Source organism: Leifsonia sp. Root227 (genome assembly GCF_001428745.1).
In the GTDB taxonomy this organism is placed as follows: Bacteria; Actinomycetota; Actinomycetes; order Actinomycetales; family Microbacteriaceae; genus Leifsonia.
Map to the genome: position 1 here is coordinate 457,757 of NZ_LMIO01000002.1, position 16,223 is coordinate 473,979.

14 protein-coding genes and 1 tRNA gene are annotated in these 16,223 nt (G+C 70.8%); 9 read left to right on the forward strand and 6 right to left on the reverse strand.

The window, feature by feature from the left end; translation table 11 throughout:
- Positions 1–33: 33 nt before the first annotated feature.
- Genes ASE16_RS07070 through ASE16_RS07080 form a run of 3 tightly spaced genes read left to right on the forward strand, consistent with a single transcriptional unit; the run spans position 34 to position 3,852 of the window.
- Positions 34–1,566 carry an MFS transporter gene (locus ASE16_RS07070; protein ID WP_055892817.1) on the forward strand — a complete coding sequence of 511 codons (1,533 nt, stop codon included), beginning with the start codon at positions 34–36 and terminating at the stop codon, positions 1,564–1,566.
- 49 nt (positions 1,567–1,615) lie between these two features.
- Complete coding sequence (locus ASE16_RS07075) at positions 1,616–2,683, forward strand: 3-isopropylmalate dehydrogenase (RefSeq protein WP_055892821.1); 1,068 nt, start codon at positions 1,616–1,618, stop codon at positions 2,681–2,683.
- Between the two features lie 38 nt (positions 2,684–2,721).
- The gene (locus ASE16_RS07080; protein ID WP_055892826.1) at positions 2,722–3,852 is read left to right on the forward strand and encodes a branched-chain amino acid aminotransferase; all 1,131 of its coding nucleotides are present in this window, start codon (positions 2,722–2,724) and stop codon (positions 3,850–3,852) included.
- 13 nt (positions 3,853–3,865) lie between these two features.
- Here ASE16_RS07080 and ASE16_RS07085 read toward each other — a convergent pair whose 3' ends face one another.
- Positions 3,866–4,972, reverse strand: coding sequence for an aminotransferase class V-fold PLP-dependent enzyme (locus tag ASE16_RS07085; RefSeq protein ID WP_082581350.1), 1,107 nt, complete (start codon positions 4,970–4,972; stop codon positions 3,866–3,868).
- Positions 4,973–5,046: 74 nt separating this feature from the next.
- On the opposite strand from ASE16_RS07085, the gene ASE16_RS07090 reads away from it, so the two are divergent.
- The 6 genes from ASE16_RS07090 (at position 5,047) to ASE16_RS07115 (ending at position 10,305) form a co-directional block, all read left to right on the forward strand.
- Positions 5,047–5,997, forward strand: coding sequence for a LysR family transcriptional regulator (locus ASE16_RS07090; protein WP_055892831.1), 951 nt, complete (start codon positions 5,047–5,049; stop codon positions 5,995–5,997).
- Positions 5,994–6,899 (forward strand): ketopantoate reductase family protein, encoded by a 906-nt coding sequence (locus ASE16_RS07095; protein WP_055892836.1) that lies wholly within the window; start codon positions 5,994–5,996, stop codon positions 6,897–6,899. Before ASE16_RS07090 ends, ASE16_RS07095 begins: the two co-directional genes overlap by 4 nt.
- A gap of 19 nt (positions 6,900–6,918) precedes the next feature.
- Positions 6,919–7,686: a fumarylacetoacetate hydrolase family protein gene (locus ASE16_RS07100; protein ID WP_055892839.1), complete on the forward strand. Its 768-nt coding sequence runs from the start codon at positions 6,919–6,921 to the stop codon at positions 7,684–7,686.
- A gap of 12 nt (positions 7,687–7,698) precedes the next feature.
- Entirely contained in the window at positions 7,699–9,216 is a 1,518-nt protein-coding gene (gene gltX / locus ASE16_RS07105) for a glutamate--tRNA ligase (RefSeq protein WP_055892842.1), read from the forward strand.
- Positions 9,217–9,225: 9 nt separating this feature from the next.
- Positions 9,226–10,176, forward strand: coding sequence for an NAD(P)/FAD-dependent oxidoreductase (locus tag ASE16_RS07110; protein WP_055892845.1), 951 nt, complete (start codon positions 9,226–9,228; stop codon positions 10,174–10,176).
- Positions 10,177–10,233: 57 nt separating this feature from the next.
- A tRNA-Gln gene (locus tag ASE16_RS07115) sits at positions 10,234–10,305 on the forward strand.
- Between the two features lie 109 nt (positions 10,306–10,414).
- Here ASE16_RS07115 and ASE16_RS07120 read toward each other — a convergent pair.
- The 5 genes from ASE16_RS07120 to ASE16_RS07140 all read right to left on the reverse strand — a co-directional run bounded on the left by ASE16_RS07120 (position 10,415) and on the right by ASE16_RS07140 (position 16,210).
- Complete coding sequence (locus ASE16_RS07120; RefSeq protein ID WP_055892850.1) at positions 10,415–11,914, reverse strand: aldehyde dehydrogenase (NADP(+)); 1,500 nt, start codon at positions 11,912–11,914, stop codon at positions 10,415–10,417.
- Positions 11,915–11,989: 75 nt separating this feature from the next.
- Positions 11,990–13,054, reverse strand: a complete 1,065-nt coding sequence (locus tag ASE16_RS07125) for a mandelate racemase/muconate lactonizing enzyme family protein (RefSeq protein WP_055892853.1) — start codon at positions 13,052–13,054, stop codon at positions 11,990–11,992.
- On the reverse strand, positions 13,051–13,959 hold the full coding sequence (locus ASE16_RS07130; RefSeq protein WP_055892856.1) for a 5-dehydro-4-deoxyglucarate dehydratase: 909 nt from the start codon (positions 13,957–13,959) through the stop codon (positions 13,051–13,053). The genes ASE16_RS07125 and ASE16_RS07130 overlap by 4 nt, the downstream gene beginning before the upstream one ends.
- On the reverse strand, positions 13,956–14,855 hold the full coding sequence (locus tag ASE16_RS07135) for an NAD-dependent epimerase/dehydratase family protein (RefSeq protein ID WP_055892859.1): 900 nt from the start codon (positions 14,853–14,855) through the stop codon (positions 13,956–13,958). The genes ASE16_RS07130 and ASE16_RS07135 overlap by 4 nt, the downstream gene beginning before the upstream one ends.
- Positions 14,852–16,210, reverse strand: a complete 1,359-nt coding sequence (locus tag ASE16_RS07140; protein ID WP_055892863.1) for a Gfo/Idh/MocA family protein — start codon at positions 16,208–16,210, stop codon at positions 14,852–14,854. The genes ASE16_RS07135 and ASE16_RS07140 overlap by 4 nt, the downstream gene beginning before the upstream one ends.
- Positions 16,211–16,223 lie beyond the last annotated feature (13 nt).

Consider the following 16,223-nt stretch of genomic DNA (forward strand, 5'->3'; position numbering starts at 1 on the left):
AAAACTGTACCGTCCAGACGGTACAGTAGACGCATGTCCACCACGACTCCCACTACACCGACGCCCACCGCCGCCCCGCGCGCCGGTGCGCGCCAATGGGTGGCGCTCGCGGTCCTCATGCTTCCCGTCCTGCTCGTCTCTGTCGACAACACGGTGCTCAGCTTCGCGCTTCCCGCCATCTCCCAGGCCCTCGAACCGAGCGGAACGGGGATGCTCTGGATCATCGACGCGTACCCGCTCGTGCTCGCGGGCCTCCTCGTGTCGATGGGCAGCCTCGGCGACCGCATTGGCCGCCGCAAACTTCTCATGATCGGTGCCACCGGCTTCGCGATCGTGTCCGTCGGTGCTGCGTTCGCGCCCACCACGGAACTCCTCATCGCGGCCCGCGCGAGCCTCGGCTTCTTCGGCGCCATGCTCATGCCGTCCACGCTCTCGCTGCTGCGGAGCACCTTCGTCGACCGCGAGCAGCGCCGCCTGGCCATCGCCGTGTGGGCCTCCGGATTCGCTGCAGGCTCCGCCCTCGGGCCGATCGTCGGCGGCATCCTGATCCAGCACTTCTGGTGGGGGTCCGTGTTCCTGCTGGCCGTGCCGGTGCTCATCCCGCTGCTGGTGCTCACTCCGCTTCTCGTGCGCGAGTCGCGCGACCCGAAGCCCGGGCCGATCGACGTGCCGAGCATCCTGCTCTCGCTGCTGACGATGGCCCCCATCGTCTATGGCATCAAGACGCTCGCCTCCGATGGGGTCTCCGTCGCCGGGGTGCTCGCGATCCTGATCGGACTGGTCTCCGGCTGGCTGTTCGTGCGCAGGCAGCTGCGCCGGCCCATCCCGATGCTCGACATGCGGCTGTTCCGCCGCGGCTCATTCAGCGGGGCGGTGCTGATCAACCTGCTGAGCGTGGTGTCGCTCGTCGGCTACCTGTTCTTCGTATCGCAGCACCTGCAGCTCGTGCTCGGGCTGAGCCCGATCGACGCCGGGCTGGTGCTCATCCCCGGGCTCGCGACCATGATCGTCGCCGGCCTCGTGGTCGTGCCGATCGCGCGGCGGGTGCGTCCGGGCATCGTGGTGCCTGTCGCGCTCCTCATCTCGGCGGGCGGCTACCTCCTGGTGGCGTTGACAGGCGGCGGTGCCCAGACCGGGGTGCTCATCCTGTCGTTCGTGATGCTGGGGCTCGGCATCGGCGCCGCGGAGACGGTGTCGAACGAGCTGATCCTGTCGAGCGCGCCCGCTGAGAAGGCTGGGGCGGCGTCGGCGGTGTCGGAGACCGCGTACGAGCTGGGCGCCGTGCTCGGTACGGCGACGCTCGGCACGATCCTCACCGTGTCGTACCGCACGGGCGTGGTGCTCCCCGACGGCCTGACGGCCGCGCAGGCGCACGCCGCGGGGGAGACCCTCGGTGGCGCGACCACTGTGGCGGGTCAGCTCCCTTCGGCCCTCGGTGAGCAGCTGCTCGCCTCCGCCAGGGCGGCGTTCGACTCCGGCGTGGCGCTCACCGCGGGGATCGGTGTGGCACTCATGGTCGCCGCCGCCGTGCTCGCCGTCGTCTCCCTGCGCACGGTGCGTGGCTGACCGCCGGTAATGTGGTGATGGTCCGCCCGCAACGAATAGCAGGAGTGCCATGTCCGAGTCCGCCCCGTCCGTCGTCAAGCTCGCCGTCATCCCAGGAGACGGCATCGGGCCGGAGGTCGTCGCCGAGGCGGTCAAGGTGCTGGACACCGTCGCAGCGGGCACCGATCTGACGTTCGAGAAGACGCCGTTCTCTCTGGGCGCGCAACGCTACCTGGAGACGGGCGACGTGCTCACCGACGCGGACCTCGACGCGATCAAGGAGCACGACGCGATCCTCCTCGGAGCGGTCGGCGGCGTTCCTGGCGACCCGCGCCTCGCCGGTGCGAACATCGAACGCGGGCTGCTGCTGAAGCTCCGCTTCACGCTCGACCACTTCGTCAACCTTCGCCCGACCACGCTGTTCCCCGGCATCGCCAGCCCGCTCGCCGACCCGGGAGAGGTCGACTTCGTCGTCGTCCGCGAGGGAACGGAGGGCCCGTACGTCGGCAACGGAGGCGCCATCCGCCAGGGAACGCCCCACGAGATCGCCAACGAGGTCTCCGTGAACACCGCATACGGCGTCGAACGCGTCGTCCGCTACGCGTTCGAGCAGGCGGAGCAGCGCAGCAAGAGGCTCACCCTCGTCCACAAGACCAACGTGCTCACCTTCGCAGGGTCGCTGTGGAAGCGGATCGTGGATGCGGTCGCCGCCGAGCATCCGGAGGTCGCCGTCGACTACCTGCACGTCGACGCCGCCACGATCTTCCTCGTCACGAATCCTGCTAGATTTGACGTGATCGTCACAGACAACCTCTTCGGCGACATCCTCACCGATCTCGCGGCCGCAATCAGCGGCGGCATCGGACTGGCGGCCTCGGGCAACATCAACCCTGCAGGCGAATTCCCCAGCATGTTCGAACCGGTTCACGGATCGGCCCCCGACATCGCAGGCCAGCAGAAGGCCGACCCCACCGCTGCGATCCTCTCCGTGGCACTCCTGCTCCGTCACCTCGGACGGACGGAGCTCGCGGAGCGCGTCGAGCAGGCGGTGACCGCCGACCTCGCCAGCCGCGGCACAGCATCCCGCGCCACCGCCGAAATCGGCGACGCGATCGCCGCCGCCGTGGCGCAGAATTAGTTCATCCGCTTCGAACGAGCGCAGCGCAAAGGATTCTCATGACATCTCCGACCAGCATCACCCTCACGGGCGCCCCGACCCCCAGCGGACTCGCGTTCGCCGTCACTCGCAACGAGGAGGCGCGCAGCGCAGCCGAGCGTGAGGAGATCCTCGCGAACCCGGGCTTCGGCAACTACTTCACCGACCACATGGTCGACCTGTGCTGGTCGGTCAAGGGCGGCTGGCACCGGCCGAGGGTCTCGCCGTACGGCCCGATCCAGCTCGAGCCGTCCGCGGCCGTCCTGCACTACGCGCAGGAGATCTTCGAGGGGCTGAAGGCGTACCGCCACGAGGACGGGTCGATCTGGACCTTCCGCCCGGAGGCCAACGCCGCCAGGATGCAGCGCTCCGCGTACCGCCTCGCACTGCCTCAGCTGCCGGTCGAGTACTTCATCGACTCGCTCAAGCAGCTCATCGCCCTCGACGGCGACTGGGTGCCGAGTGCGCCGGAGACGAGCCTGTACCTGCGGCCGTTCATGTTCGCCAAGGAGGCGTTCCTCGGCGTGCGACCGGCCAACAAGGTCGCGTACTACCTGATCGCGAGCCCGGCGGGCGCATACTTCTCCGGTGGAGTGAACCCGGTCTCGATCTGGCTCTCCGACCACTGGTCCCGCGCAGGCAAGGGCGGAACGGGAGCGGCGAAGACCGGCGGCAACTACGCATCCAGCCTGCTGCCCCAGGCCGAGGCCGCTGAGCACGGCTGCGCGCAGGTGCTGTTCCTCGACTCCGTGGAGGGCAAGTACCTCGAAGAACTCGGCGGGATGAACGTGGTACTGGTCTACAAGGACGGCACGCTCGTCACCCCGGAGTCGGACAGCATCCTGGAGGGCATCACGCTCGAGTCGGTGCTGCAGCTCGCCCGCGACCGCGGCCACACGGTGGAGCAGCGCAAGGTGACGATCGACGAGTGGCGCGTCGGCGTGGAGTCCGGCGACATCGTCGAGGTGTTCGCGTGCGGCACGGCCGCGGTGATCACTCCGATCGGCGAGCTCAAGTCGGACACCTTCACGGTCGGCGACATCACCGCCCCTCCCGGCGAGCTCACGATGGCCCTGCGCCAGGAGCTCACGGACATCCAGTATGGCCGCGTTCGCGACCGCCACAACTGGATGGTGCGGCTGGACGGCTGACTCAGCGGCGGGGTCAGCCCCTGCCGAGTGCGCCGGCGACCCTCTCGATGTCGTCGGACGTGTTCCAGAGGTGGAACGCCACCCTGACGCGTCCGGCGCGTCCGGAGACACGGAGACCGGACGAGGCGAGCGCTGCGAGTGCAGAGCCGTCGGCGTCCGGCCAGGTGACGATCGACTGTCCGAGCGCCGGGATGCCCAGTCGCTCGCTGAGCCGGTCGCCCAGGCCGGCCGTGTGCGCGCGGACCTCGTGCAGGTCGAGGTCCGCGAAGAACCCGAGCGCGGCCGCCGTGCCGGGCCAGACCGGCCAGGCGGGGGAGACGTCGAAGCGGCGTGCATCCCCAGCCAGCTGCATCGTGGGACCGTAGCAGGACGACCACGGATCGTCGCCGGCGAACCAGCCCGCCTGGGCGGGGCGGAGGTCTCCGAGCATCCGGTCGCCGACGGTGAGGAACGCGGAGCCGCGCGGGGCGCAGAGCCACTTGTACGCGTGACAGGCGGTGACGTCGAAGCGGGAGGCGTCGACGGGCAGCCATCCCGCAGCCTGGGTCAGGTCTGCGAAGGTGCGGGCGCCGTGGCGGGCGGCGGCGTCGATGACGGCGCCCGCGTCTGCGATGGCGCCCGTCGCCGACTGGACGAGCGAGAACGCGACCAGCCAGGTGCGCTGCCCGATCGCGTCGGCGAGCCGGTCGAGCGGAGCGTGCACGACAGTGACCCCGCGGTGCGCCTGGGCGAGGAACGGGAAGACCATCGAGCTGAAGTCGCCGTCGACGCAGACCACCTCCGCTCCGTCGGGGACGGAGGCCGCGACCAGGGCGGCGAGCACGGAGACCTGCGAGCCGATCGCCACGCGGTCGGCGGCGACGCCGACGATGCGGCCGAACGACGCGCGCGCCTGCTCCACCGCAGCTCCGTATGCCGCAGGCGTCGCCTCTCCGCGTTCCCAGACGTTCAGCTCCGCCAAGGATGCGCGCAGCGTCGCGTGCAGCGGGAGCCCCTGCGTGCAGGCCGCCAGGTAGCCGTCGCCCGGCACGAACGCGGCACGCGCGGCGGCGAGCCGGTCTGTGGCCGTGGCTGCGGTTGCGGCCGTGCCGGTCGCTGTGATCGTGACGGGTGCGGGCATGAGACCAGCGTGACGGTCGCGCATCCATTCGAGAAGAACAGGTGTTGAATCCCATCCATCATCTGTGGTTATGTATGGCTGTGTCCCTCGACGACCTCGACTCCCACAGCCTGCGCGTGGTCCGCGCCATCGCAGACCACGGCTCCATCACCCGCGCGGCCGACGCGCTCGGCTACAGCCAGCCCGCGATCAGCCAACACCTGAAGCGACTGGAGGCCAGGCTCGGGATGCCCGTGGTCACCAGGGCGGGTCGCGGCGTGCGGCTGACGGAGGCGGGGCGGGTGCTCGCCAGACACGCGACGACGGTGACGACCGCCCTGGATGCTGCGGCGGGCGAACTCGCCGACCTGCACGGCCTGCGCTCAGGGCGGGTGCGGCTGGCGGCGTTCCCGTCCGCGTCGTCGACCATCGTGCCGCGGCTGCTGCGCACGATGGGGGCGGCGCATCCTGGAGTGACGATCACGTACACGGAGGCGGAGCCGCCGGAGGCCGTCGCGGCCGTGCGGGCGCAGACCGCCGATCTCGCGATCACGTTCAGCTACCCGGGAGACAGGGTCGACCCGCATCGGGAGAGCGCCAGAGGGCTCGCGGTGGTCCCTGTCTGGCGCGACGAGATGCTGCTCGTCCTCCCCGCAGGGCATCGGCTCGCCGACGCGGAGGTGGTCGACCTCGCCGACCTCGCGGACGAGTCCTGGATCGCCGGCTGTCCTCGCTGCCGCGGCCACCTGCTGGAGCTGACGGACGCGCGCGATTTCGTGCCGAGGATCGCATACGAGACCGACAACTTCGTGGCCGTGGTGAGCATGGTCGCCGAGGGGGTGGGCGTCGCGCTCATCCCGTCGCTCGCGGTCGGCTCGGCAGGGCGGAACGACGGCGTCGTGGTCCGCCCGACGGTCAACCACGACCACCGCACCATCAATCTCGTCGGGGCGGCAGGGGCGGATGCTGTCCCCGCCATCGCGACCACGGCGTCCGCGATGCTCGGGCTGGACGGGGCGGCGTGGTCGCTAACATCGGTGTCATGAGCACCGAGCAACGCCCCACCATCGCCGTCGTCGGACCGGGGGCCGTCGGCGGTCTCCTCGCCTGGCTGCTGCACCGCGCAGGCCACGACGTGGTGGCGGTCGGACGACCAGCGACCGTCGCCGCCTTCGAGGAGCACGGCATCGAGGTGCGCGGCGACGGCGCAGCGGCCGCCTTCGCCGCCGAACGATTCGGCACCGGCGTCGAGCGCGTGCGGGCGAGCGTCGACGTGCCGGAGGGCGCGAGCATCATCTTGGCCACCAAGACCTACGGGCTCGACGACGTGCTGCCCGGGATCGCCGCCTCCCATCCGGTCGAGGTACTGTCGCTGCTGAACGGCGTCGAGCACATGGCGCCGCTCCGGGATGCGCTGCCCGGAGTGCCCGTCGCCGGCGCTGCCATCGCGGTGTCCGCGGTGCGCGCATCCAGGTCGGTGATCGAACTGCGGAGCCCGTGGGTGCGGATCGAGGCGCCGGAGGCGGCGGCAGGGTTCTCCTCAGTGGCGGGGCTGACGGACGCAGGGCCCGCCGTGCGCGTGCGAGGGACGGAGGTCGATGTGCTCTGGGCCAAGTACCGGATGCTCGCCTCGATCGCGTTGCTCACGTCGTACTGGCGACAGCCGGTCGGCGCGGCGATCAGCGAGGACCCGGAGCTGACGGAAGCGTTGCTGACCGAGGTGGTCGCGTGCTCGAACGCGTCAGGGTCGCCGGCGTCCACACTGCAGCTCGTCGAGGTCCTCGGCGGTGTCCCAGGCGGGATGCGCACCTCGCTGCAGGAGGATCTGGCGGTCGGGGCGCCCAACGAACTGGATGCCCTCGGCGGAGCGCTGCTGCGGATCGGCGCGGCCAGCGGCATCCAGACGCCGGCGGTCGAGCGGATCGTCAGCGCGCTGACCGTCGCCTGATCGCAGTAGGCTCGGAAGCGTGAAAATCGCACGCTTCAGCCACGAGGGCGCCATCGACTACGGAATCGTCGACGAGGACGCACTCGTCGTTCTCGCGGGGGACCCGATGTTCGCCGGGTTCGACACGACAGGGGAGCGCGTGCCGCTCAGCAAGGTGGGCGCGCTGCTCGCCCCCGTCATCCCGCGCTCCAAGGTGGTCGCCGTCGGCAAGAACTACCGCGACCATGCCGCGGAGATGGGCGGGGACGCTCCGGAGGAGCCACTGCTGTTCCTCAAGCCGAACACGGCCGTGATCGGGCTGGGCGACGCCATCGTGCTGCCGCCGCAGTCCCAGCAGGTCGACTTCGAGGGCGAACTCGCCGTGGTGATCGGGAAGATCGCGCGCAACGTGTCCGCCGAGGACGCACACGAGTACATCTTCGGCTACACCGTCGCCAACGACGTGACCGCCCGCGACCTGCAGAAGAGCGACGGCCAGTGGACCCGCGCCAAAGGCTTCGACACCTTCTGCCCGCTCGGCCCGGTGATCGAGACAGAGCTGAAGCCGAACGCCTACCTGCGCACGCGGGTGAACGGCGAGCTCAAGCAGGACGCCACGATCGCGGACATGGTGCACGACATCCCGTCGATCGTCGAGTACGCGTCGAGCGTGTTCACGTTGCTGCCGGGGGATGTGATCCTCACCGGCACCCCCGCGGGGATCGGGCCGATCGTCGCGGGAGACACCGTCGAGGTGGAGATCGAAGGCGTCGGCTCCCTCGTGAATCCGGTGCGTGCCGCCAAGTAGGATTGGGGGAGTATGTCTGACTCCATCTCGCACCCGTTCTCCACGGCCACCGGCTCCGACGTCCGCGTCCGGTTCTGCCCGTCGCCGACCGGCACGCCGCACGTCGGCCTCATCCGCACCGCCCTGTTCAACTGGGCGTATGCGCGGCACACCGGCGGCAAGCTCATCTTCCGCATCGAAGACACGGATGCGGCCCGCGACAGCGAGGAGAGCTACGGTCAGATCATCGAGGCGCTCACCTGGCTGAGGCTCGACTGGGACGAGGGCGTGAACGTCGGCGGTCCGGACGGGCCGTACCGGCAGTCGGAGCGCTACGACATCTACCGCGACGTGATCGAGAAGCTGAAGGCGTCCGGCCACATCTACGAGAGCTTCGCCACCGGCGAGGAGATCGAGGCGCGCAACGTCTCGCTCGGCCGCGACCCCAAGCTCGGCTACGACAACTTCGAGCGCGAGCTCACGGATGCGCAGAAGGACGCGTACCGCGCGGAGGGCCGCGAGCCTGCGCTGCGTCTGCGCGTGCCTGACACCGACCTCAGCTTCGACGACCTGGTGCGCGGCGAGATCACCTTCCCGGCCGGATCGTTCAGCGACTTCGTCGTCGTGCGGCCCAACGGCCACCCGCTGTACCCGTTCGTGAACCCGGTGGACGACGCGCTGATGGGCGTCACCCACGTGCTGCGCGGCGAGGACCTGCTGTCGTCGACGCCGCGGCAGATCGCGCTGTACCACGCGCTGATCGAGGCGGGCATCACCACGTTCGTTCCGCGCTTCGGCCACCTTCCGTACGTGATGGGCGATGGCAACAAGAAGCTCTCCAAGCGCGACCCGGAGTCCAACCTGTTCCACCACCGCGACCGCGGGTTCGTCCCGGAGGGGCTCGTCAACTACCTGGCGCTGCTCGGCTGGTCGCTCACCCACGACCGCGACGTGTTCTCGATCGACGAGATGGTCGCGGCGTTCGATGTGGTCGACGTCAATCCGAACCCGGCGAGATTCGACCTGAAGAAGGCCGAGTCGATCAACGGCGACCACATCCGGCTGCTGGAGGTCTCCGACTTCGCGGAGCGGACCATCCCGTACCTGGTGGCCGCAGGCATCCTCACCGAGCCGCTGAGCGACGCGCAGCGCGCGATCCTCGCCGAGGCCGCGCCGCTCGTGCAGGAGCGCGTGCAGCTGCTCGGCGAGACGCCGGGGATGCTCGGCTTCCTGTTCACCGATGCCGCATCGCTGACGGTGGAGGACGACGCACGCGCCTCGCTGCCGGCCGACGCCGGTGAGGTGCTCGCCGCATCCATCGGTGCGCTCGAACTGGTGCCGCAGGACGAGTGGACGCACGACGCCATCGAGTCCGCGCTGCGGGACGCGCTGATCGAGGGCCTCGGACTCAAGCCACGCGTGGCCTTCGGGCCGTTGCGCGTCGCGATCTCCGGTCGCCGCATCTCGCCTCCGCTGTTCGAGTCGATGGAGATCCTGGGCAAGGCCGAGACCATCGCGCGGCTCGACGCACTCTCCGCCAGCCTCGGATAGGCACCGGTCGTGCCACGCGAGTCACACGAGGTCGTCGTCATCGGCGGCGGGCCTGCCGGGTTGTCCACCGCGCTCAATCTGGTGCGTGCGCGGCGTGACGTGCTCGTGGTCGACAGCAATCGGCCACGGCACGCCGCGACGCTGGTGGCGCGCGGCTACCTGACCCGCGACGGCATCGCCCCCCTCGAACTGCGCCGGATCGGCCGCGAGGAGGTCGAAGCGTACGACAACGGCGAGGTCGCGTTCGCGCTCGCGCAGAGCATCGAGGTCTCCGGCGCCGGATTCCGGGTACGCGCGACCGGCGTACGCGGTGCGGCGGACATCGACGTGGTCGCGCAGACAGTGGTGCTCGCCACGGGGCTGCAGGAGACGTTGCCTGCCGTGCCGAGCATCCGGGCGTACTACGGCACCCAACTGCACAGTTGTGTGGAGTGCGACGGCTACGAGAAGGCGGATGCGCCGCTCGCGCTGATCGGGGAGACGAATGATCTCGCGGAGCGGGCCATGCTGCTCACTCAGTGGACGGACGACCTGATCGTCTTCACCAACGCGGCAGGCACGGTGAGCGACGACGACGAGCGAGTGCTGGCCAGGCTCGGCGTTCGCGTCGAACGCCGGGCGATCGACGATGTGGTGGGGGAGCGCGGCACCATGACGGGCGTGCGCCTCGTCGACGGCACGGTCATCGAGCGCACAGGCGGATTCGTGCGCCCGCTCTGGACCCCGTCGCTCGCGTTCGTGTCCGGCCTGGACCTCGAGACGGACGACGACGGCTACCTGCTCACGGACGCGCACGGCCGCTCCTCGGTGCCGGGGGTCTATGCGGTCGGCGAGACGACGCCGCCCGGCCCCCAGCAGCTCATCGTCGCGGCCGGTTCCGGCGCCGTGGCGGCCGCCGCGATCAACCGCGACCTGATCGGCCTCGCGATCGACGGCGCGCCCGGGATCGCCGTTTTGTAATTGAGGGTCGGCGTAGGATAAAGTTGACTCTCGTGCCCGGGCTTCGGTTCGGAACGGTGGGGTATGGTGTAATTGGCAACACGGCGGTTTCTGGTACCGTTGTTCTTGGTTCGAGTCCAGGTACCCCAGCAGTGAGAAAGGCCCGGTCATCCGGGTCTTTTTTGTTTGTGTGACGCGTCCGCCCTCTGACGAGGGCCCCTCGCTTCGGACGGGCTCCAACGACCGAGACGGCGGAGCCCTACCGCGAGGCGGCGCGCAGCACCCCGTCCACCCTGCGCGGGATGCCGAGCGGGTTCTTCTCCACGAGCGCTGCGGGGAGCAGCCGCTCCGGCGCGTCCTGGAACACGATGGGGCGCTGGAAGCGGCGGGTGGCCGTGGCTCCGACCGAGGTGTGCTGGGACGTGGTGGCGGGCCAGGGGCCGCCGTGGTGCTGCGACCAGGTGACGGCGACGCCGGTCGGCCAACCGCCGAAGAGGAGGCGCCCTGCGCGGTCGGCGAGGATCTCGACCAGGTCGGCGATGTCGTCGCCCGGTTCGGCGTGAATGGTGGCCGTGAGCGAGCCATCGAGCGCGCCGAGGTGCGGCGCGAGCGGCTCGGCGCCCGGGTAGCGCACGAGCAGGGTCGCCGGGCCGAACACCTCGGTCGTCAGCAGTTCGCGGTAGCGCTCGTCCGCGAAGGTGGCCAGGGCGACCGCGTACACGACGGCGGCGGGCGCACCTGCGCCGGCTGCGCCCTCTGCCACCAGCTCGACGCCGGGCACCGCCGCGAGAGCGGCGACGCCGTGGCGGAAGCCGGCGTCGATGGCGTCGGTGAGGAGGCGGTGCTGGGCGGCGCCGACGTGGGCGGCGAGTGCCGCCTCGACAGCGGAGTCCTCCGGCACGAAGACCAGGCCGGGTTTCGTGCACAGCTGGCCGGCGCTGCCCTGGAACGAGGCGGCGAGGCCCTCGGCGAGCTGGGCTCCGCGGGCGGCGTCCGCCTCGGCCGTCACCACGACGGGGTTGATGCTGCCCAGCTCGCCGAAGAACGGGATGGGCGCCGGCCGGGCGGCTGCCCGGTCGGCCAGAGCGCGCCCGCCGGCCACTGACCCGGTGAAGGAGCCGGCTGCGACCAGTGGATGCTCGATGAGCTCCACCCCCGCCTGCCGCCCGGCGACGAGCGCGAACGTCCCCTCCGGCGCCCCCGCCTCCGTCAGCGCAGCCGTGACGAGGCCGGCGGTTCGTTCCGACAGTTCGGGATGCCCGGAGTGCGCCTTGACGATCACCGGCGCCCCGACCGCGATGGCAGAGGCGGTGTCGCCGCCCGCCACGGAGAACGCGAACGGGAAGTTCGATGCCGCGAACACGGCGACGGGGCCGAGTGGGCGCAGCAGCCGGCGGAGGTCGGGGCGAGGAGGGTTCGCATCTGGAGCGGCGTGGTCGATGATCGCCTCGAGGTATGAGCCCTCCTCGACGACGGAGGCGAACATCCGGAGCTGCCCGGTGGTGCGTGCGACCTCCCCACGCAGCCGGGCGTCGCCGAGCCCGGTCTCGCGAGCGGCGATGGCCACGAGCTCGTCCGTCGCCGCGTCGAGGCGGCCGGCCACGGCGCGCAGCCAGTGCGCTCTGTTGGAGTCGGGGAGGCGGCCGATGCGGTGGAAGGCATCCGCGGCCTGGCGGACGACGGCGTCGACCTCCGCAGCGGTGGACGAGGCGGACGACGTGCCGGAGGTGGTCGACGTCGTGGTGGACGAGCTGATCATGGATGCTCCGATCGGAGAGGTGCGGAAAGTCGAAATGAGAACGAGAACGAGAACGGGACGGGAGGGAGAGCGACGTCAGCGGAACCGGAAGCCGAGCCCGAGCAGGGGACCGCCGGACACCACGCCGTCGTGCACGACCAGCCCTGTGGGCGACGTGAGGGCGCCGAGCTCGGCGAAACCGGCGTCCTCGACGATCTCCACCCAGGTCGGTTGCTCCACCGCGAAGGCCACCTGCGACGACAGCTCCGGCAGCAGGTGGAAGGCGAGACGGGCGCCCGCGGCCTGCACGCGGTCGGCGATGCGCCTGGCAGGGGTGATGCCGCCGACCCTGATCACGTTGGGTTGGAAGACGTCGGCGGCGCCCGCGTCGATGAACTCCGCGAACCGCGACTCGGTGTGCAGATTCTCTCCGACGGCGATGGTTGCGCCCGTCCGGCGCTTCAACTCGGCGTGGCCGCGGAGGTCTTCGGCGATCAGCGGCTCCTCGAACCACTCGATGCCGAACGGGGAGAGTGCTTCGACGGCGGAGACGGCCGTGTCGAGGCTCCATCGCTGGTTGGCGTCGAGCATCAGGGCGCGGTCGGGGCCGATGGTCTCCCGGACGGCGCGGATGCGGTCGACGTCCTCGGCGATGTCCGGCTTGCCCACCTTGACCTTGACGGCGTCGAAGCCCGCATCCACCCAGCGCTTCGCCTGCTGCGTCAGTTCGTCGAGCGTGTAGTGCAGGTTCACCCCGCTGCCGTATGCGGCGAGCTGGGAGTGGCGGCGGTCCAGCAGGTCGGCGACGGGGAGCCCGCGCCGGCGCGCCTGCAGATCCCAGAGAGCGAGGTCGAGGCCGGCGATGGCGATGGTCGTGATCCCGCCACCGCCCGCCTCGTGCAGGTGCAGCCAGGCGTCGTCCCACCAGGTGGGCTCGGCCGGACGGCCGATGGCGAACGGTGCGAGGTCGGTGTCGATCAGGGCCTGCACCGCCGATCCGCCGATCGACGGAGTCCAGGAGAATCCCACGCTCTGCTCTCCCGCATCGTCCGTGACCGTGACCTGCACCACCCGGATGTCGCGCACGTCCGGACCCCACGGTCTGGCGAGCGGGATGCGGACGAGCCTGGTGTCGACAGCGCGGATCGCCCGGGTCGTCACAGCAGCGCCCGCCCTGCGTCGAGGATGGCGCGCAGCCTGTCCTCCTGCTCCGAGGTCGGGTCGACCAGTGGGGCACGCACCGGCCCGACAGGCAGCCCCTGGATGCGCAGCCCCGCCTTCACGAGCGACACCGCGAACCCCGGTGTCTCGTCGCGCAGCCGCACCAGCGGCACGTAGAACCGGTCGAGAAGCCGGCGCTGCGCGGCGTCGTCCCCGGCCAGGTACGCATCGAAGAACGCCACGGCGAGGTCGGGAGCCATGGCGAACACGGCGGACGAGTACAGCGGAACGCCGATGGCGCGGTACGCCGCCTGCGAGAGCTCGGCGGTGAGCAGGCCGTTGAAGAACAACAGGTCCCTGCCCTCGGCGGCTGCTGCGAGCACGAAGCGCTGCATCAGCGCGATGTCGCCCACCCCGTCCTTGATGCCGACGACCTGCTCGATCTCGGCGAGCCGCCTGACCGTGTCCTCGCCGAGTGCGGCGTTCGCGCGGTGATAGACGATGAGCGGAAGCGTGGTCGCGGCCGCGATGGCCTCGACGTATGCGACGAGTCCCGCCTGCGGGCCGGAGACCAGGTACGGCGGGAGGACGAGGAGGCCGTCGGCGCCGGCCTCCTCCGCGACCCGCGCGCACTCGCGGGCGTGTCCGAGCGGTCCGCCGGCGCCGGCGACGACAGGGACTCTGCCAGCCGCGGCGGCGACGGCGGTGCTGACCACCGCGCCGAACTCGGAGATCGACAGGGCGTGGAACTCGCCGGTGCCGCAGGCCGCGAAGACCCCTGCGGCACCCGCATCCACCCCGGAGGAGATGTGCTGGGCGAGGACGGCCTGGTCGACCCGGTCGGCTGCGTCGAACGGCGTGACGGGGAAGAACAGGACGCCGTCACGGAAAGCGAGCCGGCTCACCTGGCCACCTCCTCTGTCGCGAGCTCGGTTCTCCAGGTGCGGCGTGCCCGCCAGCCGAGCAGGCGCTCAGCGAGAGCGCTCGAGAACACCGCGTCCTCGGGGCCGAGCGCACCGGACAGCGGTGCCGCGGCCGGCACCAGCCGGGCGATGGCCTCTCCAACGGGTTCGCGCACGAGCGAGTCCGCTGCGCCGACGAAGAACACGGAGCCGTTCGGTGCTGCGTTCTGCTGTGTGAGCCAGGCGAGGACGAACTCGCCAGCGTCGCGCGCATCCACGTAGTTGAACAGGGAGACGGCGGCGAGGCTCGGGTCATCCAGCCGGTCGGCGATCGTGTGCCCCTGCTGTGTCGGCGCGCCGTTCCACTCCTCCGGCGAGACGACGTAGCAGGGGCGGAAGACCCCGAGGCGGGTCGGCGTGCCTGACCGGATCTCGGTGGCCACCAGCTCCTCGATGGCGACCTTGGCGAGCGCGTACGCGTTCCATGGCGCGACGGGGTGCGACTCGTCGATGGGGAGGGACGTCGGCGCCCAGCCCGTCGGCGCGTTGTAGCCGACGACGGTCGGGCTGCTCGACAGAAGGACGGCGGCAACCCCTGCGTCGCGGGCGGCGGCGATCACCGCGAACGCGAGCGAGGTGTTGGTCTGGAAGATCACGTCGTCCGGAGCGCTGAACGGCACAGCGATCCCGGCCAGATGGACCACCGCATCCGGCCGGTGCTCGGCGAGCACGTCCCGCACCGAGGCGGCGTCGGTGAGGTCGCGGACGACCTGCGTCGCCGGAGACCCCGCGACCTCCGTCCTGTCGACGGAGACCACGTCGTGACCGGCCTCCGCGAGCACGGCGACGACACTGCGGCCGAGTCGGCCGGCGCCGCCCGTGACGAGATAGCGGCTCATCGGCGCTCTCCTTCCAGCGCCGCGGCCCCCGCGCCGAGCGAGAGCTCCGACGTGCGGACGGCCTGCCCTGTGCTGAGCGACCGGTTTCCGGCGAGGCCGACGGCGACGGAGCGGACGCCGTCCGCCCACGACGCTGTCCGACCGAGAGGATCGGCGGGGGCGTTCCCGTACAGCTCGCGCAGGAGCTCTGCGTCGCCACCGCCGTGGCCGCCCTCCGCGACCGGGATCGGGACCTCCTGCGCGACGCCGAAGTGGTTCTGCACCAGCAGGCGCTCGCCGACGGGCCGGGTGCGCTCGTCGGCGACGGCCTCCGGGTGGGCGGACGGGTCGACGGCAGGGCGGCCGTCGTCGCCGAGCAGCACAGCACCGCGCTCGACGACCGTCAGCTCCGCTCTGCCCGCCGTGCCGTTGATCGCGACCGTGTACCCCTCCCAGGGCGAGTGCGCGTTCAGCGAGTACGACATGGATGCGCCGCGGGCATAGTCGACGACGAGTGAGAGGTTGTCCTCGATGGTGATGCCCGGGTCGAAGACGTCGCGGTCGCGCAGGTAGCCGTCATATGCCTCCTGATCGAAGTAGAGTTCGCGCAGGTGAGGGTCCTCGCGCAGGTCGAGGCTGAACGCATCCCGCAGCGGCGAGTCGACGGAGCCGCGCTCCGGGCGCATCCCGAGCCCACGCCGTGCAGCGTTCTCCGCGCCGTAGAACCGCAGGCCGCCGCTGGCGAACACGCGGGCAGGGCTGTCGGAGAGCCACCAGTTGACGAGGTCGAAGTGGTGCGACGACTTGTGGATGAGGAGTCCACCGGAGTTCGCCTTGTCTCTGTGCCACCTGCGGAAGTAGTCCGCGCCGTGCGCGGTGTCGAGCACCCACTCGAAGTGCACGGAGGTGACATCGCCGATCGCCCCGGAGGCGACGACGCGTTTCAAAGCGGTGTTGCGGGGGGAGTACCGGTAGTTGAACGTGACGATCACCGAGCGGCCGGTGCGCTCCGCGGCGTCCGCGATCCTGCGCACGCCCTCCTCGCTCGTCGTCAGCGGCTTCTCCACCACCGCGTCCGCGCCGGCCTCGAGAGCGGCGACGACGTAGTCTGCGTGGGTGACGTCCGGCGAGGTCACGATGACGCGCTCGATGCCGAGGGATGCGACGGTCGCGGCGAGCTCGGACGGCTCGAACCGCGCCGGCGCGGCGACCCCCGAGGCGGCGAGGCGCCGCTCGTACCAGTCCAATCGTCCCTGGTTCGTGTCCGACCAGGCGACCAGCTCTGCCGTGTCCGCGTGCGGGCCCACGATCGCATCCAGATGCAGTTGGGCGCGCGAGCCGGTGCCGATGAGCGCGTAGCGGGTCTGGTGTGTCATTGCTCTCTTTCGA